Source organism: Pseudomonas sp. Q1-7 (assembly GCF_028010285.1).
Classification (GTDB): Bacteria; Pseudomonadota; Gammaproteobacteria; order Pseudomonadales; family Pseudomonadaceae; genus Metapseudomonas.
Genome location: NZ_CP116304.1, coordinates 215,819 through 234,995 on the forward strand (window position 1 = coordinate 215,819; position 19,177 = coordinate 234,995).

The window sequence follows — 19,177 nt, forward strand, 5'->3', positions numbered from 1 at the left end:
AAGAGATGAACCAATAGTTATTTGATCGTTATAAAAAATCTTCGTAACGTCGCGCTCAACCCGGCACACCCAGACCGGGCATCCCAACACCCGCTCGCGGCTGAAGATCCAGCCGGGGCCCCGCAATCGAAAGGATCATCATGAAGAAGTCCCTGCTGCTGACCGCCCTGGCCGCTGCCCTGTCCGTGTCCTTCGCCAACGCTGGCGAGAAACTGGTGGTCGCCGCCACCCCGGTGCCCCACGCGGAAATCCTCGAACTGGTCAAACCCCAGCTGGCCAAGGAAGGCGTGGACCTGGAAGTGAAAGTCTTCACCGACTACGTGCAGCCCAACCTGCAGGTGGACCAGAAGCGCCTGGACGCCAACTACTTCCAGACCAAGCCCTACCTGGACAACTTCAACAGCGGCAAGGGCACCCACCTGGTGATCGTCCAGGGCGTGCACGTCGAACCCTTCGGCGGTTACTCCAGCAAACACAAATCCCTGAAGGACCTGCCGGACGGCGCCACCATCGCCATCCCCAACGAGGGCAGCAACAGCGGCCGCGCCCTGCTCCTGCTGCAGAAGGCCGGGGTGCTGAAGCTGAAGGATCCGAAGAACGCCCTGGCCACGCCCAAGGACATCGCCGAGAACCCGCACAACTTCAAGTTCAAGGAACTGGAGTCGGCGCTGCTGCCGCGCGTGCTGGATCAGGTCGACCTGGCCCTGATCAACACCAACTACGCGCTGGAAGCCAAGCTGAACCCGACCACGGACGCCCTGGTGCTGGAAGACCGCACGTCGCCCTACGTGAACTACCTGGTGGCCCGTCCGGACAACAAGGACAGCGATGCCATCAAGAAACTCTCCACCGCGCTGACCAGCCCGGAAGTGAAAGCCTTCATCGAGCAGAAGTACTCCGGCGCGGTGGTTCCCGCGTTCTGATCACAGGCTAGCCACGGTGGCGGGTGCATGACCCGCCCCTCCTCACGCCGACGAGTCTCGACTATCGTCGGCGTTCTTTTTTTCGGGGCGGAACGTTGATCTTTGTGGGCGCGAATTCATTCGCGATGGACCGCGCAGCGGACCCTAATGGCAGACCTGCGGCCTGCTTTCGCGAATGAATTCGCTCCTACAGGTTTGTGCCCCATCCGTTTCCTCGCTCGGAGGTACTCCATGTCCGACCCAAAACCCGGCCTGTCCACTCGATCCGTGCACAGCGGCAACGACATCGACCAGAAGATGGTCACCCGCCCGAAGAGTCTGCCGATCTACGAATCCTCGGTGTTCGTCTACGACTCCCTGGCGCAAGTGGACGACTTTCTCGCCGGCAATCCCGACAATTACATGTACACCCGCATCGCCAACCCCAACCAGGCGGCGCTGGAGCAGTTGGTACGCGACCTGGAAGGTGGCGAGTCGGCGCTGTTCTCCGCCTCCGGCATGGCCTCGGTGAGCGCGGCGCTGCTGGGACGGCTGAATGCGGGCGACCACCTGATCGCCAGCCGCGAGTTGTATGGCACCACCCAGAGCCTGATCGAGAAGGAACTGGCGCGTTTCGGTATCCGCGCCACCCTGGTGGAGATCAACGATCTGGCGGCGGTGGAAGCGGCCATCACCCCGGCGACGAAGATCATCTACACCGAGACGGCCTCCAATCCGCTGGTGCGGGTCAGCGATGTGCCGGCCCTGGCGCAGTTGGCCAAGGCTCGGGGCCTCAAGCTGCTGGTGGACAACACCTTCCTCTCGCCGGCGCTCTACAACCCGTTGGCCGACGGCGCCGACCTGGTGCTGCACAGCACCACCAAGTACCTCAACGGCCACAGCGATGCCACCGGCGGCATCCTGGTCGGCGATGCCGAGTGGATCGGCCAGGCGCGGCGTTTCCAGATCAATGCCGGCGGCAGCGCCAGCCCCTTCGAATCCTGGCTGACCTTCCGCGGCGCCAAGACCCTGGCGCTACGCATGAAGGCCCACTCGGCCAATGCCCTGGCGTTGGCCGAGGCCCTGGAGGCCCACCCGAAGGTGGCCCAGGTGTTCTACCCGGGCCTGCCTTCGCACCCGGATCATGCGCTGGCCCGGCGGCTGTTCCCCAAGGGGGCCTCGGGCATGCTCAGCTTCACCCTGCGTGGCGGACTGACCGAAGTGGACGCGCTGATTCGCGCCCTGAAGAACACCGCCTTCGCGCCGTCGCTCGCGGGCGTTGCCAGCAGCATCACTCACCCTGGCAAGACCAGCCACCGCGCCCTGTCCGCCGAGGCCCTGGCGGAGCTGGATATCCACGACGGCACCATCCGCGTGTCGGTGGGCATCGAGGATGCGGCGGACATAGTCGCCGACTTCATGCAGGCGCTGGACAGTCTCTGACACGCTGTCCGGGAGCGGTTCACCGGCGACGGGCGCCATCGGCGTTCCGCTGGTGAGTCGCGAGATCTGAGGTCGCGGAGCCTGTGTCTGGCGTTTAGCCTCGCAGGCTCAGGCCAACCTGCGGGCCATTCGCGAACGAATTCGCACGCAGGGATGCGCCGGGAGCCTTACTGCAGAGGTTTTCCCGGCGTTCCCATGTCCGCAATTTGATAGGTTAATAAGTTATAAATAAATCATTATTTATTTCTTTTAATTTTCATCGCGGCTGCTCATAGTCGGCTCCACGGAACGACACCCGATCAAGGAGCAGCACCATGAGTATCCGCCTTGGCGATCTCGCCCCCGACTTTGAGCAGGACTCCAGCGAAGGCCGCATCCGCTTCCACGAATGGCTGGGCAGCAGTTGGGGTGTATTGTTCTCGCACCCGGCCGACTTCACGCCGGTGTGCACCACCGAGCTGGGTTTCACCGCCAGGCTGAAGGACGAATTCGCCGCCCGCGGGGTGAAGGCCATCGCCCTCTCCGTGGACCCGGTGGATTCCCATCACCGCTGGATCGATGACATCAACGACACCCAGGGCACCCGGGTGAACTTCCCGATCCTCGCCGACGCCGATCGCAAGGTCTCCGACCTCTACGACCTGATCCACCCCAACGCCAACGACACCCTGACCGTGCGTTCGCTGTTCATCATCGACCCGAACAAGAAGGTGCGCCTGATCATCACCTACCCCGCCAGCACCGGGCGCAACTTCAACGAGATCCTGCGGGTGATCGACTCCCTGCAACTGACCGACCACCACAAGGTCGCCACCCCGGCCAACTGGCAGGACGGCGACGACGTGGTGATCGTGCCCTCGCTCAAGGATGAAGACGAAATCCGTCAGCGCTTCCCACGCGGCTACAAGGCGGTCCGGCCATACCTGCGCCTGACGCCGCAACCCAATCGCTGAACCGGCCCGGCGCAAGGAGAGACTGCGCCGCCCCTGAATCCGAGAGGACCGAACCATGGTGGTGGTGACCCTGTCCGGCAGTCCCAGCCCGACCTCGCGCTCCGCCGCGCTGCTGGCGCGCGCGCGGCAGTGGCTGGAACGCCACGGCGTCGAGGTGACGGGTTTCGCGGTGCGCGATTTCCCCGCAGAGGACCTGCTGCACGCGCGCTTCGACAGCCCCCGTGTGCAGCACCTGATCGAGCAGGTCAGTCAGGCCGATGGCCTGCTGCTGGCCACGCCGGTCTACAAGGCGTCGTTCGCCGGCGCCCTGAAGACCCTGCTGGACGTGCTGCCCGAGCGGGCCCTGGCCGGCAAGGTGGTGCTGCCCATCGCCACCGCCGGCAGCAACGCCCACATGCTGGCGCTGGACTACGCCCTGCGGCCGGTCCTGGCGGCCCTCAAGGCCGAGGACGTGAAGCTCGGCGTATTTGCCGACGATCGCCAAGTGGCGTTCGAGAACGGCGAGCTGCGATTGGCCCCGTCGCTGGCGCTGCGCCTGGACGAAGCCCTGGCGCAGTTCCACCAGGCCCTGGCCCGCCGGCCACGTCCGCTGGCCCCTGACGCCCTGCGCCACGCGCGCTGGAGCGTCTGAACCGAATCAACCGCTCCCGCCGGGAGCACTGAACCCGCCTTACTCACCCGCCAACGAGGCGAGCAGGCGCACACAAGCACGAGCAAAGTCAGAGGAGAGCGCCATGCGCACCATCACTTTGCGTCGGAGCCTGGCTGCGCTGTTCACCGCGGCCCTGGCTTTCGGCGCCATCACCCAGGCACAGGCCGAGACCCTGCGGATCGGTTACCAGAAATACGGCACCCTGGTGCTGCTCAAGGCCAAGGGCACGCTGGAGAAGCGCCTGGCGGCACAGGGCATCCAGGTCAAATGGACCGAGTTCCCGGGCGGCCCGCAGTTGCTGGAGGGCCTGAACGTCGGCGCCATCGACTTCGGCGTCACCGGCGAGACGCCGCCGGTGTTCGCCCAGGCCGCCGGCGCCGATCTGCTCTACGTGGCTTATGAGCCGCCGGCGCCCACCAGCGAGGCGATCCTGGTGCCCAAGGACTCGGCCATCCAGTCGGTGAAAGACCTGGCCGGCAAGAGGGTCGCCTTGAACAAGGGCTCCAACGTCCATTACCTGCTGATCCGTGCCCTCGAAGAGGCCGGCCTCACGTACCGCGACGTCCGGCCGGTGTACCTGCCGCCGGCCGACGCCCGCGCGGCCTTCGAGCGCGGCAGCGTGGACGCCTGGGCGATCTGGGACCCCTTCCAGGCTGCCGCCGAGAAACAACTGGCGGCCCGTACCCTGCGCAACGGCCAGGACATCGTCGACAACCACCAGTTCTACCTGGCCACTCGCTCCTTTGCGCAGCAGCACCCCCAGGTGGTCAGTGCCCTGATCGAGGAAGTGCGCGCCGTGGGCGAAGACGCCAAGGCCGACCCGGACAAGGTCACCGAACAGGTGGCGCCGTTGCTGGGCCTGCCCCGGGACATCACCTCCGTCGCGGTGAAACGCCGTGGCTACGGCGCCGGGCCGCTGACCCCTGAGGTGGTGGCCGCGCAGCAGAAGATCGCCGACACCTTCACCGGCCTGAAGCTGATTCCGAAACAACTCAGCATCAAGGACGTGATCTGGACGCCGCCGGCCTCGGTGCCCCCGGCCAAGGTCGCCCAGCCGTAATTCCGAAGCATCGGGTGAGGGTGCGCCCGCCGGCGCTTCCCGCATCCGAGCACGGTCCGCCCCAGCCCCTCTCCCGGAGCGAGAGGGGCACACATGAAGGAGAGCACTCCATGAGCCTGAACATCTTCTGGTTCCTTCCCACCCATGGCGACGGCCACTTCCTCGGGACATCCGAGGGTGCCCGCGCCGTTGACCACGGCTACCTGCAGCAGATCGCCCAGGCCGCCGACCGCCTCGGCTACGGCGGCGTACTGATTCCCACCGGGCGTTCCTGCGAGGACTCCTGGCTGGTGGCCGCCTCGCTGATCCCGGTGACCCGGCGCCTGAAATTCCTCGTCGCCCTGCGACCGGGGATCATTTCGCCCACGGTGGCCGCGCGCCAGGCCGCTACCCTGGATCGCCTCTCCGGTGGCCGCGCGCTGTTCAACCTGGTGACCGGCGGCGACCCGACCGAGCTGGCCGCCGATGGCCTGCACCTGAACCATGAAGAGCGCTACGAAGCGTCCGCCGAGTTCACCCGCATCTGGCGCCGCGTGCTGGAAGGCGAGACGGTCGACTACCAGGGCAAACACATCCAGGTGAAGGGTGCGAAGCTGTTCTACCCGCCGCTTCAGCAACCGCGCCCGCCGTTGTACTTCGGCGGCTCCTCCGAGGCCGCGCAGGACCTGGCGGCGGAGCAGGTGGAGCTCTACCTGACCTGGGGCGAACCGCCGGCGGCGGTGAAGGAAAAAATCGAGCAGGTGCGCGCCAAGGCCGCCCAGCGAGGTCGCAGCGTACGCTTCGGCATCCGCCTGCATGTGATCGTGCGGCAGACCAATGAAGCCGCCTGGGCCGCCGCCGAGCGTCTGATCGAAAAGCTCGACGACGCCACCATCGCCAAGGCCCAGGCCGCCTTCGCCCGCTTCGACTCGGTGGGCCAGCAGCGCATGGCCGCCCTGCACAATGGCAAGCGCGACCAGTTGGAGGTCAGCCCCAACCTCTGGGCCGGTGTCGGTCTGGTGCGTGGCGGTGCCGGCACCGCGCTGGTGGGCGACGGTCCCACCGTGGCCGCGCGGGTCAAGGAATACGCTGACCTGGGCATCGACACGTTCATCTTCTCCGGCTACCCGCACCTGGAAGAGTCCTACCGCGTTGCCGAGTTGCTGTTCCCGCACCTGGACGTGGCGCGTCCGCGCTCCACTGACGGCCTGGGCTTCGTCAGCCCCTTCGGCGAAATGGTGGCCAACGAGGCGCTGCCCGAAGCCAAGCTGGCCTCGCAGAGCTGAGGGGGCAGGGATGACGTTCAATTCCATACTCCTGCGCCTGGCGCCCTGGGCCCTGCCCCTGGCGCTGCTGGCGATCTGGCAGGGCGCCGTGGTCACCGGCCTGCTCTCCACCCGCATCCTGCCGGCGCCCAGCGCGGTGCTGGCGGCGGGCTGGGACCTGCTCGCCAGCGGCGAGATCTGGACCCACCTGGCCGTCAGTGGCTGGCGTGCCGGCATCGGCTTCGTCATTGGCGGCGGCCTTGGGCTGTTGCTGGGGTTCATCACCGGCCTGTCGACGTGGGGCGAGCGCCTGCTCGACAGCTCGGTGCAGATGATCCGCAACGTGCCGCACCTGGCGCTTATCCCGCTGGTGATCCTGTGGTTCGGCATCGACGAGTCGGCGAAGGTCTTCCTGGTCGCCCTCGGCACCCTGTTCCCCATTTACCTCAACACCTACCACGGCATCCGCAACGTCGATCCGGCACTGGTGGAAATGGCGCGCAGCTATGGGCTGACGGGCTTCGCCCTGTTCCGTCAGGTCATCCTGCCGGGCGCGTTGCCTTCGATCCTGGTGGGGGTGCGCTTCGCCCTGGGGCTCATGTGGCTGACGCTGATCGTCGCCGAGACGATTTCCGCCAGTTCCGGTATCGGCTACCTGGCGATGAACGCCCGCGAGTTCCTACAGACCGATGTCGTGGTGCTGGCGATCCTGCTCTACGCGGTGCTCGGCAAGCTGGCTGACCTCCTCGCCCGTGGCCTGGAACGCATCTGGTTGCGTTGGCACCCGGCCTACCAGGCCAAGGGAGGTGCCGCATGACCGCCGCCCTGCAGGCTCCGCAACGCCTCAAGCGGGGTATCCCGCTGGCGTTGCGGGGTATCGGCAAGGCCTTCGGTGAACGCGAGGTGCTCAAGGGCATCGACCTCCTGATCCCCGCTGGCCAGTTCGTCGCCGTGGTCGGCCGCAGCGGATGCGGCAAGAGCACCCTGCTGCGCCTGCTGGCGGGACTGGACAAGCCCTCCCGTGGCGAGCTGCTGTCCGGCTCGGCGCCGCTGGAAGAGGCCCGCGAAGACACCCGGCTGATGTTCCAGGACGCCCGGCTGCTGCCCTGGAAGCGGGTGATCGACAACGTGGGCCTGGGACTTTCCGGTGACTGGCGTCCACGCGCCCTGGAAGCCCTGGACGCGGTGGGCCTCGCCGACCGCGCCCGGGAATGGCCCACGGCCCTCTCGGGTGGCCAGAAGCAGCGCGTGGCGCTGGCCCGCGCGCTGATTCACCAGCCGCGCCTGCTGCTGCTGGACGAGCCCCTGGGCGCCCTGGATGCCCTGACCCGCATCGAAATGCAGCAACTGATCGAACGGCTCTGGCAGCAGCATGGCTTCACCGTGCTGCTGGTGACCCATGACGTGAACGAGGCGGTGGCTATCGCCGACCGGGTGATCCTGATCGAAGACGGTGCCATCGGCCTGGACCTGGCCGTCGACCTGCCCTGCCCGCGAGCGCGCGGTTCGGCACGCCTGGCGGCGCTGGAGGCCGACGTGCTGGAGCGTGTGCTGGCGTTGCCCGCGGCGCCCCCGGAAGCGGAACCCGTTTCACCCTTGCCCACGCAATTGCGCTGGGCGCTCTGAACCCTCAATCCCGAACAAAGGAAGACATCGCCATGACCATCAAAGCCATCAACGTCCGCAACCAGTTCAAGGGCACCATCAAGGACATCATCGAAGGCCCGGTGCTTTCCGAGATCGATGTGCAGACCGCCGCCGGCATCGTCACTTCGGTCATCACCACCCGTTCCGTGCGCGAGCTGGAACTGGGGGTGGGCTCCGAGGTGATCGCCTTCGTGAAGTCCACCGAGGTGTCGATCGCCAAGCTGTGAAGCTGCTGTGACCGTAGGATGGGTCGGGCGGCGTTCCGCGAGCGGAGCGAAACCCATGCTGGTGTGCGCGGAATTCGATGGGTTTCGCGGGCTCTACCCATCCTACGATTCGCCCCGTTCCACGCCCTCAAAAACCACCCCCCGCATCTGCGGGGGGTGGTTCATTCAGCCTTGGCTCAGCGCTTTTGCGGCGCTGGCTGCTGCTGGGTGATGCAGTGGATGTTGCCGCCGCCGAGAAGAATCTCCCGGCCCGGCACCATCACCACCTCATGCTGCGGGAAGACGCGCTTGAGGATGGCTTCGGCCGTGGCGTCCTTCGCGTCGTCGAACTTCGGCGCGATGATGCCGCCGTTGACGATCAGGAAGTTCACGTAGGAGCCGGCCAGGCGGATCGACGGATCGCGTTCCTGGGTGCCCTCCACCAGGTCCACGCCGGCGCACTCTTCCTCGGTGGCGTAGATCGGTCCGGGAATCGGCATCTTGTGCACCACCAACTGGCGGCCCTTGGCGTCGCGGGCGTGCTCCAGCACCTTCATCGCCGCCTGGCAACGCGGGAAGTTCGGGTCGTGCGGGTCGTCGGTCCAGGCCAGCAGGACTTCGCCCGGGCGCACGTAGCAGCAGAAGTTGTCCACATGGCCGTCGGTCTCGTCGTTGTAGAGGCCGTCCGGCAGCCAGATCACGGTTTCCACCGCCAGTTGCTCGCGCAGCACCGCTTCGATCTGTTCGCGGTCCAGGTGCGGGTTGCGGTTCTTGTTCAGCAGGCATTCCTCGGTGGTGATCAGGGTGCCTTCGCCATCCACGTGGATGGAGCCGCCTTCCAGCACGAAGCCGTCGGTGCGGTAGCGCTTGCAGCCTTCGATCTCGAGGACCTTGCGCGCCACCTGGTCGTCGCGGTTCCAGGGGAAGTAGAGGCCGCCATCGAAGCCGCCCCAGGCGTTGAAGGTCCAGTCCACGCCACGCACTTCGCCACTGTCGTTGATCACGAAGGTCGGGCCGGTGTCGCGCACCCAGGCGTCGTCGTTGGAGATTTCCACCACACGGATATTCGGCTTGTCGAGGCGCGCGCGGGCGTTCTCGTACTGGCCTGCGGAGACGCAGACGGTCACCGGTTCGAAGCGGGCGATGGCCTTGGCCACGGCGGCGAACGCGGTCTGCGCGGGCTTGCCGCCCAGGCGCCAGTTGTCCGGGCGCTCGGGCCAGACCATCCAGGTGCGGGTATGGGGTTCCCACTCGGCGGGCATGCGGAAGCCGTCGTCGCGGGGGAGGCTGTTCAGTGTGTTCATCAACAATTCACCGTCTGAAATGGAGCAGGGGCCAACCCGCTGGCGAACAGTGCATCGCCATCGGGCTGGCCCCTGAATTCGGGCATCAGGATTCGAGGGAGCCGTCCAGGGTCTTGATCGGGGAGTATAGATTCGGGCGACGATCGCGGAACACACCCCAGGCGCTGCGCACGTGCTCCAGTTTGTCCAGGTCGAAGCTGTGTACCAGGATGCCTTCTTCGGTCTCGTTCAGTTCCTCGACCTTCTTGCCGAACTGGTCGGCGATGAAGGAGGAGCCGTAGAAGGTGATGTCGTAGCCGTCCTGCTCTTCCTTGCCGATGCGGTTGGAGGCCACCAGCGGCATCAGGTTGGCGCCGGCATGGCCTTGTTGCACGCGCTGCCAGTGGTCACGGGAGGTGATGCTGGCGTCGTGGGGTTCGCTGCCGATGGCGGTGGGGTAGAAGAGGATCTCGGCGCCCAGCAGGGCCATGCTGCGGGCCGCTTCGGGGAACCACTGGTCCCAGCAGATGCCGACGCCGATCTTCGCGTAGCGGGTGTTCCACACCTTGAAGCCGGTGTCGCCCGGATTGAAGTAGTACTTCTCGTGGTAGCCGGGGCCGTCCGGGATGTGGCTCTTGCGGTACACGCCCAGGTTGGAGCCGTCGGCATCGAGGATGGCGATGCTGTTGAAGCGCGCGCGGCCGGCCTGCTCGAAGTAGCTGATGGGCAGCACGACTTGCAGCTCGCGGGCGACGTTCTGGAAGTGCGCGATGGCTTCGTTGGTCTCGGTGCTGGTCGCCAGCTGGAGGTAGTCCGGGTTCGGCTTCTGGCAGAAATAGGGGGTCTCGAAGAGTTCCTGGATCAGGATGATCTGCGCGCCCTTGGCGGCGGCCTGGCGCACCAGTTTCTCGGCGTTGGCGATGTTCGCGGCGCGATTCCAGGAACAGGCCATCTGGGTGGCAGCGACGGTAACGATGCGGGACATGGAGACACCTCGTCAGAACGAATTCAGTTCGATTGCCGGATAGTTATCGGTAATCGGGGCGGTTCCGTGCTGGCGGGCTGGGGCCGCCGTGCGGATGGCGACTTTATATCCGATAAAAATCTGCATTTAAAGCGTGATTTTTCTATCAGGAGAGGTTTCCTGATTTATTTGCGGATAAATATCTGGATTCTGCCCCGTCAGATCGCCAGGGGCAGTGCCCGCTTCTGCAGGTAGGGCGGCAGGTAGAGGCCGAGGTAGGCGTCGAATACGCGCATGCCTTCCTCCGCCAGACGCGGAGTGATTTCGCCGTGCAATTGCACCGAGCGGGCGTAGACGCGGTCGCCCAGTTCCATGGCCAGGGCGAAGACGTCGACATCGTCGGGCAGGGTCGGCAGTTCGAAATGCCGCTCGAACAGCGCATGCATCAGCCGACCCAGCTCGATGTCGTGCTGGCGGTCGGCCCGGGTGACTTCGCTGAGGCCGTGCTGGGCCAGGATCAGCTGGCGCGCCGCGGCGTCGTCGGCATAGATCGACAGCATGCGTTCTTCGACGATCCGCGAGAGGTCATGCCAGTGTCGCAGCTCCTCGTGGCCGATGGGCACTTGCAGGCAGGCGCGGAAAGCGGCGTGGATGTCGGCGGTCAGCGCTTCGAGAATCGCCGGCACGCTGGAGAAGAAGTGGTAGACGGAGGAGGGCGGCATGTCCGCGCGCTCGGCGACGCTGTAGATCGACAGGTTGGCCACACCCTGTTCGGCCAGCAGGGCGCGGGCGGCGTCGAGAATCCCGGCGATACGCAGTTGGCTGCTGGCGCGTGGCTTGCGGGGGGTGGCGTGGCGCGGCATGGGCGGCTCCTTTCCATAGAGGCCGCTATTGGAATCCAGGCGGGACTCCCTGAGCAAGTGAGGAAGGGGACACAGCTTGGTGCTGAGCCCGCGAGGCCCAACGATTCAAGGCATCGAGCCTTGCAGCGTTGGACCTCGCTGCGCTCGGCGCCCACCTACTGGCCGTCGCGGAAGGCCGTCCACACCTCGTCGCGGGTGGCACTGAGCTTCTCGGGTACCGGCTCGACGGGGAACAGGCGGCGTTTGGTGTCCTTGTCCGGGTACAGGCCGGGCTGGTTGCGCAGGGCTTCGTCCAGGTACTGGCGGGCGTCGGCGTTGCCGCTGGGGTAGAGGGTGGCGCTGGTGACCTTGGCCGCCACCTGCGGGCGCAGCATGAAATCGATGAAACGGTGCGCCAGGTCGGCGCGGTTGGCGCTGGTGGGGATGGTCAGGTTGTCGATGAACAGCACCGAGCCTTCGTCCGGCACCATGAAGGTTACCGGCTGGCCGGCCGCGGCGGCGTTCAGGGCGTCGCCGACCCAGGCCATGGCGACGCAAAGGTTGCCGGCGTTGAGGTCGCCGATGTAGCGCTCGCTGTCGACGTAGCGCAGGTGTGGCCGCAGGCCGGTGAGGGTCTCGGCGCTGCGCTTGAGGCGGCTCGGCGCGCTGCGGGCGAGGTTGCGGCCCTGGTAGTTGAGCAGCACGGCGAGGGTTTCGTCGGGGGCATCCAGCAGGCTGATGCCGCACTGGCCGAGGCGCGCGCTCTGTTCGGCGTCGAACAGCAGGCTCCAGCTGTGGGGCAGCGGGCCGCCGAAGGCCCTTTCCGCCTGGGGCAGGTTCACCGCCAGGCCGACGGCGCCCCACAGGTAAGGCACGGCGTGCTGGTTGTTCGGGTCCATGGCGGCCAATTTGCTCAGCAACTGTTTGTCCAGGTGCTGGCGATTGGGCAGGCGGGAGAAGTCCAGGGGCTGCAGGCGACCTTCCTTGATCAGGCGCGGCAGGTCATTGTGGGAGGGCACGGCGACATCGATGGGCTCGCCGCCGGCCAAGGTCTTGTCCAGCTCCTCGGCACTGCTGAAGGTGTGGTATTCGACGCGAATGCCGGTTTCCTTGTGGAAGTCTTCCAGCACCTCGGGGGCGATGTAGTCGTTCCAGTTGTAGACGCGGATCAGGTCCTCGGCCTGGGCCAGCGTGGGGAGCAATGCGAGCAACAGCGGGGCGAGCAAGCGGGGCATGGGGCGTCCTCCGGAGCATGCGGTTTCTTGTTGTCGTTTCTTGCGGGTGCTGCGAGACGCCGGCGGCCGGAACGGCCCGCCGCGCCAGGTATCACAGGTGCAGATACAACAACGCCGGCCCTGGGGCCGGCGTTGTGGACTCGCTTACACGGTATGCAGGTACCAGTTGTACTCGAGGTCGGAGATGGAGTGCTCGAACTCTTCCAGCTCGCTTTCCTTGCAGGCGACGAAGATGTCGATGTAGTCCGGGCTGATGTACTTGGCCAGGATCTCGCTGTCATCCAGCTCGCGCAGGGCGTCGCGCAGGTTGTTCGGCAGGCTCTGCTCCAACTGCTCGTAGGCGTTGCCTTCGATGGGCGTGCCCGGCTCGACCTTGTTGGTCAGGCCGTGGTGAATGCCCGCCAGGATTGCCGACATCATCAGGTAGGGGTTGGCGTCGGCACCGGCCACGCGGTGTTCGATGCGCACGGCGTCCGGGCTGCCGGTGGGCACGCGGACGGCCACGGTGCGGTTGTCCAGGCCCCAGCTCGGCGCGTTCGGCACGTAGAACTGCGCGCCGAAGCGGCGGTAGGAGTTCACGTTCGGGCAGAGAAACGCCATGGAGGCCGGCATGGTCTCGAGCACACCGCCGACTGCATGGCGCAAAGCGGCGTTCTGCTCGGGATCATCGGCGGCGAAGATGTTCTTGCCGGTCTTCTTGTCGATCAGCGAGATGTGCACGTGCAGGCCGTTGCCCGCCTGGCCCGGGTAGGGCTTGGCCATGAAGGTGGTATCCATTTCATGGTCGTAGGCGATGTTCTTGATGAGGCGCTTGAGCAGCACGGCGTAGTCGCACGCCTTGAGAGCGTCCTCGACGTGGTGCAGGTTGACCTCGAACTGCGCCGGGGCGCTTTCCTTGACGATGGCGTCGGCCGGGATGCCCTGGACCTTGGCGCCTTCGAGGATGTCTTGCAGGCAATCGGCGTACTCGTCCAGGTCATCGATCAGGTAGACCTGGGTGGACTGCGGGCGCTTGCCGGAGATCGGGGAACGCGGCGGCTGCGGACGGCCGTTGATGTTCTCCTGATCGATCAAATAGAACTCGAGTTCGAAGGCGGCGCAGATGGTCAGGCCGAGTTCGTCGAACTTCTCCACCACGCGACGCAGGACCTCGCGCGGGTCGGCGAAGAAGGGTTCGCCTTCGAGTTCGTGCATGGTCATCAGCAGTTGCGCGGTGGGGCGCTTCTGCCAAGGTTCGTCGCTGAGGGTGGTGGGGATGGGATAGCAGATGCGGTCTGCGTCGCCGATGTCCAGGCCGAGGCCGGTGCTTTCGACGGTGGATCCGTTGATATCGAGCGCAAAGATCGAAGCGGGGAGGTTGATGCCTTTCTCGTAGACTTTGGTCAGGCTGGCGCGTTCGATACGCTTGCCTCGCACCACTCCATTCATATCCGCAATCAACAGGTCGACGAACTGGACCTCAGGATGCTCCTTAAGGAACTCGTTCGCTTCTTGAAGCTGAACGGCACGCGGGGGTACCGACATGATGCAACACCTTTTTTGTTAAAAATATCAATCACGCTCTATCTGAGGTGTGAGTCAATCCGAATCACCCCAGGATGTCAAGCGAGCCCTATTTTGCCCCAAAAATGGGCCTGATGGCCAGTTTTGGGGCGTTCCGGGGCATCCGAACCGCTCTGGAAGCCATGCTGGCTGCGGTGCTCAGTGGGGCGTGTTCAATTTTTTACAGCCCTATTGTGTAAAAAAATGAACAACGCTAAGCTCGGTCGCAACCCATAACAGACAAATAAAACGGGTGTCTCATGTCTCGCCTGCCGTTGATCGGCGTAACCGCTTGCACCAGAGAGATCGGTCCTCAGACCTATCATATAGCTGGTGACAAGTATGTTCGTGCGGTGGCGGTCGGAGCCGGCGGTGTTCCGCTGATGATTCCGGCCCTGGCTGAACTGATGGATTCCGCGACGCTCCTGGCCAGCCTGGACGGTCTCCTGTTTACCGGTTCCCCGTCCAACGTGGAGCCTCATCATTATAAGGGGCCCGCTTCCGAGCCAGGCACCCATCACGATCCCGCCCGGGATCGCACTACCCTGCCCCTGGTCCGCGCGGCGATCGCCGCCGGTATTCCCGTTCTGGGCATTTGCCGTGGTTTTCAGGAAATGAACGTGGCTTTTGGCGGCACCCTGCACCAGCGCGTGCATCAGGTAGAAGGATACATGGACCACCGCGAGCCGGCCGACGAGCCGCTCGAGGTGCAATACGCCCCCCGACACCCGCTGCGGGTGCAGCCGGGCGGCGTGCTCGACGGCATCGGCTTGCCGTCCGAGATTCAAGTCAACTCCATTCATGGCCAGGGCGTTGAACGTCTGGCGCCGGGCCTGCGTGTAGAGGCTCTGGCGCCTGATGGGTTGGTCGAGGCCTTTTCGGTCGAAGGCGCCAGGAGCTTTGCCCTGGGGGTGCAGTGGCATCCCGAGTGGCATGTGCAGACCAACCCGAACTATCTCGCCATCTTCCAGGCCTTTGGTGAGGCTTGCAGGGAGAAGGCGGGGCAACGCTGAACAGGAGGCTCTCTTCAGGAAACCGGCGAAGTTGCCGTGTCGCGCAGTTCGGACTGTACTGTCCGCGGCCGGTGCCTCGATGGGCGTGTCCGGCACGAACCTGTAGAAGCCGCCGAGTGAAGCTCTCAACCCTGAGGTCTTTATGACTACCAAGCTCGACCAGCTGACCAGCTGGCTGAAAGAACGCAAAATCACCGAAGTTGAATGCATGATCAGCGACCTTACCGGCATTGCCCGCGGTAAGATCTCGCCGACCAACAAGTTCCTGGACGAGAAGGGCATGCGCCTCCCCGAGAGCGTGCTGCTGCAGACCGTGACCGGCGACTATGTTGAGGACGACATCTATTACGAGCTGCTCGACCCGGCGGACATCGACATGTTCTGCCGCCCGGACGAGAGCGCCGTGTACCTGGTGCCCTGGGCCATCGAGCCCACCGCCATGGTGATCCACGACACCTTCGACAAGCAGGGCAATCCCATCGAGCTGTCCCCGCGCAACCTGCTGAAGAAGGTTCTCAGGCTCTACGCCGACAAAGGCTGGAAGCCCATCGTCGCGCCGGAGATGGAGTTCTACCTGACCAAGCGCTGCGACGACCCGGACTTCCCGCTGCAGGCCCCGCTGGGCCGCTCCGGCCGCCCGGAAACCGGCCGCCAGTCCTTCTCCATCGACGCGGCGAACGAGTTCGACCCGCTGTTCGAGGACATGTACGACTGGTGCGAGACGCAGGACCTGGACCTGGACACCCTGATCCACGAGGAAGGTCCGGCGCAGATGGAGATCAACTTCCGTCACGGCGATGCCCTCGAACTGGCGGACCAGATCCTGGTGTTCAAGCGCACCATGCGCGAGGCCGCGCTCAAGCACAACGTGGCGGCGACCTTCATGGCCAAGCCGATCACCGACGAGCCGGGCAGCGCCATGCACCTGCACCAGAGCGTGATCGACATCAAGACCGGGAAGAACATCTTCTCCAACGATGACGGTTCCATGAGCGAGCTCTTCCTCAACCACATCGGCGGCCTGCAGAAGTACATCCCCGAAGTGCTGCCGCTGTTCGCGCCCAACGTGAACTCCTTCCGCCGCTTCCTGCCGGACACCTCCGCGCCGGTGAACGTGGAATGGGGCGAGGAGAACCGCACCGTGGGCCTGCGCGTGCCGGATGCCGGTCCGCAGAATCGCCGCGTGGAGAACCGCCTGGCCGGCGCCGACGCCAACCCCTACCTGGCCATCGCCGCCAGCCTGCTGTGCGGCTATATCGGCATGGTCGAAGGTGTGGAGCCGAGCGCACCGGTCAAGGGCCGTGGCTACGAACGCCGCAACCTGCGCCTGCCGCTGACCCTCGAGGCGGCGCTGGAACGCATGGAATCCTGCCGCGACATCGAGCGGTACCTGGGCGGCAAGTTCGTGACCGGCTATGTCGCGGTCAAGCGCGCCGAGCACGAGAACTTCAAGCGGGTGATCAGCTCCTGGGAACGCGAGTTCCTGTTGCTCTCCGTCTGATGCGGAAACGGAGGCCGGCCGGAACGACCGGCCCTCCTGACGAGTGTTTACTGAGGTAAAGAAATGAACAGCCAAGTGACCAACCCCCAGACCCTTGAATGGCAAGCGCTCGGTCGTGACCACCATCTGCCGCCGTTCACCGACTACAAGGCGCTGAACGCCAAGGGTGCGCGGATCATCACCAAGGCCGAAGGCGTGTATGTCTGGGACAGCGAGGGCAACAAGATCCTCGACGGCATGGCCGGCCTGTGGTGCGTCAACGTCGGTTACGGCCGCGAGGAACTGGTCCAGGCGGCCACCCGGCAGATGCGTGAGCTGCCCTTCTACAACCTGTTCTTCCAGACCGCGCACCCGCCGGCGGTGGAACTGGCCAGGGCGATCGCCGAAGTCGCGCCGGAAGGCATGAACCATGTGTTCTTCACCGGCTCCGGCTCGGAAGCCAACGACACCGTGCTGCGCATGGTCCGCCATTACTGGGCGACCAAGGGCCAGCCACAGAAGAAGGTCATCATCGGTCGCTGGAACGGCTATCACGGCTCCACCGTGGCCGGCGTCAGCCTCGGCGGCATGAAGGCCCTGCATGGGCAGGGCGACCTGCCGATTCCGGGCATCGAGCACATCGCCCAGCCCTACTGGTTCGGCGAAGGCGGCGACATGCCGCCGGCCGAGTTCGGCGTCTGGGCCGCCGAGCAACTGGAGAAGAAGATTCTCGAAGTGGGCGAGGACAAGGTCGCCGCCTTCATCGCCGAGCCCATCCAGGGCGCGGGTGGCGTGATCGTTCCGCCGGAAACCTACTGGCCGAAGATCCGCGAGATCCTCGCCAAGTACGACATCCTGTTCATCGCCGACGAAGTGATCTGCGGCTTCGGCCGTACTGGCGAGTGGTTCGGCAGCCAGTACTACGGCAACGCCCCGGACCTGATGCCGATCGCCAAGGGCCTGACCTCGGGCTACATCCCCATGGGCGGCGTGATCGTGCGTGACGAGATCGTCGATGTGCTGAATGAGGGCGGCGAGTTCTACCACGGCTTCACCTACTCCGGTCACCCGGTGGCCGCCGCGGTGGCGCTGGAGAACATCCGCATCCTGCGCGAAGAGAAGATCGTCGAGAAGGTGAAGGCGGAAACGGCACCTTATTTGCAACAGCGCTGGCAGGAGCTGGCCGACCACCCGTTGGTTGGCGAGGCGCGCGGGGTCGGCATGGTGGCCGCCCTGGAACTGGTCAAGAACAAGCAGACCCGGGAGCGTTTCGCCAATGGCGTGGGGATGCTGTGCCGCGAGCACTGCTTCCGTAACGGTCTGATCATGCGGGCGGTGGGTGACACCATGATCATCTCGCCGCCGCTGGTGATCAGCAAAGACGAAGTCGACGAACTGGTGATCAAGGCGCGCAAGTGCCTCGACCTCACCCTGGCGGAAGTAAAGGGCTAGGAAAAAGAGGGCTCGATGGTGGCATTTCAATAGGCCGCCTGTTGTAAGCGAGCCCTCTACCTTGCCAGACTTCCCCGGTGCGTTGGCCAGGCTCACCGAGTGGTGGCGTATTCGGTACGACGCCACTCGGACACTTCAACAAAAAAGGAGCTACGCGCATGATCAAAACCTTCGGCAAGACCCTGCTCGCCATGACCCTGGCGGGTGCCGTGGCCGGCATGGCCCAGGCTGACGACAAGGTGCTGCACGTCTACAACTGGTCGGACTACATCGCGCCGGATACGGTCGACAAGTTCACCAAGGAAACCGGTATCAAGGTCGTCTACGACGTCTTCGACTCCAACGAGACCCTCGAAGCCAAGCTCCTGGCCGGCAAGTCCGGTTACGACATCGTGGTGCCGTCCAACAACTTCCTCGCCAAGCAGATCAAGGCCAAGGTCTATCAGCCCCTGGACAAGTCCAAGCTGCCGAACTGGAAGAACCTGGACCCGAACCTGCTGAAGACCGTCGAGGTGTCCGACCCGGGCAACCAGTACGCCTTCCCCTACATGTGGGGCTCCATCGGCATCGGTTACAACCCGGACAAGGTCAAGGCCGTCCTGGGTGAGAACGCCCCCGTGGACTCCTGGGACCTGCTGTTCAAGCCGGAAAACATCGAGAAGCTGAAATCCTGTGGTGTGTCCTTCCTCGACTCGCCCACCGAGATTCTGCCGATCGCCCTGCACTACCTGGGCTACAGCCCGGTGAGCCAGGACCCGAAGGAACTGAAGGAAGCCGAGGCGCTGTTCCTGAAGATCCGTCCGCACATCACCTACTTCCACTCCTCCAAGTACATCTCCGACCTGGCCAACGGCAACCTCTGCGTGGCGGTGGGCTACTCGGGTGACGTGTACCAGGCCAAGTCCCGCGCCGAAGAGGCCAAGGGTGGCGTGACCGTTGCGTACAACATTCCGAAGGAAGGCGCAGGCACCTTCTTCGACATGATCGCGATTCCGGCCGACGCCGCGAACACCGATGCGGCCTACGCCTTCATGAACTTCCTGATGAAGCCGGAAATCATGGCCGAGATCACCAACTTCGTGCAGTTCCCGAACGGCAACGCCGCCGCCACTGAGCTGGTGGACGAGGCGATCCGCAAGGACCCGGGCATCTACCCGAGCGAGGCGACCATGGCCAAGCTCTACGCCTTCCCGGACCTGCCGGCCAAGGTGCAGCGCGCCATGACCCGCGCCTGGACCACCATCAAGTCGGGCAAATAA

18 protein-coding genes are annotated in these 19,177 nt (G+C 64.9%); 13 read left to right on the forward strand and 5 right to left on the reverse strand.

The window, feature by feature from the left end:
• The first annotated feature begins 140 nt into the window (after positions 1–140).
• The 9 genes from PJW05_RS01015 (at position 141) to PJW05_RS01055 (ending at position 8,128) form a co-directional block, all read left to right on the forward strand.
• A complete protein-coding gene (locus PJW05_RS01015) occupies positions 141–923 on the forward strand; it encodes a MetQ/NlpA family ABC transporter substrate-binding protein (protein ID WP_271410092.1) in 783 nt (260 codons plus the stop codon).
• A 231-nt stretch (positions 924–1,154) separates the two neighbouring features.
• Positions 1,155–2,345 carry a trans-sulfuration enzyme family protein gene (locus PJW05_RS01020; protein ID WP_271410093.1) on the forward strand — a complete coding sequence of 397 codons (1,191 nt, stop codon included), beginning with the start codon at positions 1,155–1,157 and terminating at the stop codon, positions 2,343–2,345.
• A gap of 314 nt (positions 2,346–2,659) precedes the next feature.
• Entirely contained in the window at positions 2,660–3,298 is a 639-nt protein-coding gene (locus tag PJW05_RS01025; protein WP_271410094.1) for a peroxiredoxin, read from the forward strand.
• 55 nt (positions 3,299–3,353) lie between these two features.
• Entirely contained in the window at positions 3,354–3,929 is a 576-nt protein-coding gene (gene ssuE / locus PJW05_RS01030) for an NADPH-dependent FMN reductase (RefSeq protein ID WP_271410095.1), read from the forward strand.
• Between the two features lie 103 nt (positions 3,930–4,032).
• On the forward strand, positions 4,033–5,010 hold the full coding sequence (locus tag PJW05_RS01035) for a sulfonate ABC transporter substrate-binding protein (protein ID WP_271410096.1): 978 nt from the start codon (positions 4,033–4,035) through the stop codon (positions 5,008–5,010).
• Between the two features lie 110 nt (positions 5,011–5,120).
• The gene (gene ssuD / locus PJW05_RS01040; RefSeq protein ID WP_271410097.1) at positions 5,121–6,275 is read left to right on the forward strand and encodes an FMNH2-dependent alkanesulfonate monooxygenase; all 1,155 of its coding nucleotides are present in this window, start codon (positions 5,121–5,123) and stop codon (positions 6,273–6,275) included.
• 10 nt (positions 6,276–6,285) lie between these two features.
• The gene (ssuC, locus tag PJW05_RS01045; protein WP_271410098.1) at positions 6,286–7,071 is read left to right on the forward strand and encodes an aliphatic sulfonate ABC transporter permease SsuC; all 786 of its coding nucleotides are present in this window, start codon (positions 6,286–6,288) and stop codon (positions 7,069–7,071) included.
• Positions 7,068–7,880, forward strand: coding sequence for an aliphatic sulfonates ABC transporter ATP-binding protein (ssuB, locus tag PJW05_RS01050; RefSeq protein WP_271410099.1), 813 nt, complete (start codon positions 7,068–7,070; stop codon positions 7,878–7,880). Before ssuC ends, ssuB begins: the two co-directional genes overlap by 4 nt.
• Before the next feature lie 32 nt (positions 7,881–7,912).
• Positions 7,913–8,128, forward strand: coding sequence for a TOBE domain-containing protein (locus PJW05_RS01055; RefSeq protein WP_271410100.1), 216 nt, complete (start codon positions 7,913–7,915; stop codon positions 8,126–8,128).
• Between the two features lie 176 nt (positions 8,129–8,304).
• Here PJW05_RS01055 and aguA read toward each other — a convergent pair whose 3' ends face one another.
• From aguA to PJW05_RS01080, 5 genes are all read right to left on the reverse strand, one after another.
• Positions 8,305–9,411 carry an agmatine deiminase gene (gene aguA / locus PJW05_RS01060; RefSeq protein ID WP_271410101.1) on the reverse strand — a complete coding sequence of 369 codons (1,107 nt, stop codon included), beginning with the start codon at positions 9,409–9,411 and terminating at the stop codon, positions 8,305–8,307.
• A gap of 85 nt (positions 9,412–9,496) precedes the next feature.
• On the reverse strand, positions 9,497–10,375 hold the full coding sequence (gene aguB, locus PJW05_RS01065; RefSeq protein WP_271410102.1) for an N-carbamoylputrescine amidase: 879 nt from the start codon (positions 10,373–10,375) through the stop codon (positions 9,497–9,499).
• A 197-nt stretch (positions 10,376–10,572) separates the two neighbouring features.
• Positions 10,573–11,217 (reverse strand): TetR/AcrR family transcriptional regulator, encoded by a 645-nt coding sequence (locus PJW05_RS01070; protein ID WP_271410103.1) that lies wholly within the window; start codon positions 11,215–11,217, stop codon positions 10,573–10,575.
• Positions 11,218–11,372: 155 nt separating this feature from the next.
• The gene (locus PJW05_RS01075; protein WP_271410104.1) at positions 11,373–12,431 is read right to left on the reverse strand and encodes a polyamine ABC transporter substrate-binding protein; all 1,059 of its coding nucleotides are present in this window, start codon (positions 12,429–12,431) and stop codon (positions 11,373–11,375) included.
• Between the two features lie 144 nt (positions 12,432–12,575).
• The gene (locus PJW05_RS01080; RefSeq protein WP_271410105.1) at positions 12,576–13,955 is read right to left on the reverse strand and encodes a glutamine synthetase family protein; all 1,380 of its coding nucleotides are present in this window, start codon (positions 13,953–13,955) and stop codon (positions 12,576–12,578) included.
• 278 nt (positions 13,956–14,233) lie between these two features.
• On the opposite strand from PJW05_RS01080, the gene PJW05_RS01085 reads away from it, so the two are divergent.
• The 4 genes from PJW05_RS01085 (at position 14,234) to PJW05_RS01100 (ending at position 19,177) form a co-directional block, all read left to right on the forward strand.
• On the forward strand, positions 14,234–14,986 hold the full coding sequence (locus PJW05_RS01085; protein ID WP_271410106.1) for a gamma-glutamyl-gamma-aminobutyrate hydrolase family protein: 753 nt from the start codon (positions 14,234–14,236) through the stop codon (positions 14,984–14,986).
• A gap of 142 nt (positions 14,987–15,128) precedes the next feature.
• Complete coding sequence (locus PJW05_RS01090; RefSeq protein ID WP_271410107.1) at positions 15,129–16,487, forward strand: glutamine synthetase family protein; 1,359 nt, start codon at positions 15,129–15,131, stop codon at positions 16,485–16,487.
• A 63-nt stretch (positions 16,488–16,550) separates the two neighbouring features.
• The gene (locus tag PJW05_RS01095; RefSeq protein WP_271410108.1) at positions 16,551–17,918 is read left to right on the forward strand and encodes an aspartate aminotransferase family protein; all 1,368 of its coding nucleotides are present in this window, start codon (positions 16,551–16,553) and stop codon (positions 17,916–17,918) included.
• 158 nt (positions 17,919–18,076) lie between these two features.
• Positions 18,077–19,177, forward strand: a complete 1,101-nt coding sequence (locus PJW05_RS01100) for a polyamine ABC transporter substrate-binding protein (protein ID WP_271410109.1) — start codon at positions 18,077–18,079, stop codon at positions 19,175–19,177.

Coding starts and splice junctions, on each gene's coding strand:
- PJW05_RS01015 (WP_271410092.1), top strand. CDS start 141: ATGAAGAAGTCCCTGCTGCTGACCGCCCTGGCCGCTGCCCTGTCCGTG.
- PJW05_RS01020 (WP_271410093.1), top strand. CDS start 1,155: ATGTCCGACCCAAAACCCGGCCTGTCCACTCGATCCGTGCACAGCGGC.
- PJW05_RS01025 (WP_271410094.1), top strand. CDS start 2,660: ATGAGTATCCGCCTTGGCGATCTCGCCCCCGACTTTGAGCAGGACTCC.
- ssuE (WP_271410095.1), top strand. CDS start 3,354: ATGGTGGTGGTGACCCTGTCCGGCAGTCCCAGCCCGACCTCGCGCTCC.
- PJW05_RS01035 (WP_271410096.1), top strand. CDS start 4,033: ATGCGCACCATCACTTTGCGTCGGAGCCTGGCTGCGCTGTTCACCGCG.
- ssuD (WP_271410097.1), top strand. CDS start 5,121: ATGAGCCTGAACATCTTCTGGTTCCTTCCCACCCATGGCGACGGCCAC.
- ssuC (WP_271410098.1), top strand. CDS start 6,286: ATGACGTTCAATTCCATACTCCTGCGCCTGGCGCCCTGGGCCCTGCCC.
- ssuB (WP_271410099.1), top strand. CDS start 7,068: ATGACCGCCGCCCTGCAGGCTCCGCAACGCCTCAAGCGGGGTATCCCG.
- PJW05_RS01055 (WP_271410100.1), top strand. CDS start 7,913: ATGACCATCAAAGCCATCAACGTCCGCAACCAGTTCAAGGGCACCATC.
- aguA (WP_271410101.1), bottom strand. CDS start 9,411: ATGAACACACTGAACAGCCTCCCCCGCGACGACGGCTTCCGCATGCCC.
- aguB (WP_271410102.1), bottom strand. CDS start 10,375: ATGTCCCGCATCGTTACCGTCGCTGCCACCCAGATGGCCTGTTCCTGG.
- PJW05_RS01070 (WP_271410103.1), bottom strand. CDS start 11,217: ATGCCGCGCCACGCCACCCCCCGCAAGCCACGCGCCAGCAGCCAACTG.
- PJW05_RS01075 (WP_271410104.1), bottom strand. CDS start 12,431: ATGCCCCGCTTGCTCGCCCCGCTGTTGCTCGCATTGCTCCCCACGCTG.
- PJW05_RS01080 (WP_271410105.1), bottom strand. CDS start 13,955: ATGTCGGTACCCCCGCGTGCCGTTCAGCTTCAAGAAGCGAACGAGTTC.
- PJW05_RS01085 (WP_271410106.1), top strand. CDS start 14,234: ATGTCTCGCCTGCCGTTGATCGGCGTAACCGCTTGCACCAGAGAGATC.
- PJW05_RS01090 (WP_271410107.1), top strand. CDS start 15,129: ATGACTACCAAGCTCGACCAGCTGACCAGCTGGCTGAAAGAACGCAAA.
- PJW05_RS01095 (WP_271410108.1), top strand. CDS start 16,551: ATGAACAGCCAAGTGACCAACCCCCAGACCCTTGAATGGCAAGCGCTC.
- PJW05_RS01100 (WP_271410109.1), top strand. CDS start 18,077: ATGATCAAAACCTTCGGCAAGACCCTGCTCGCCATGACCCTGGCGGGT.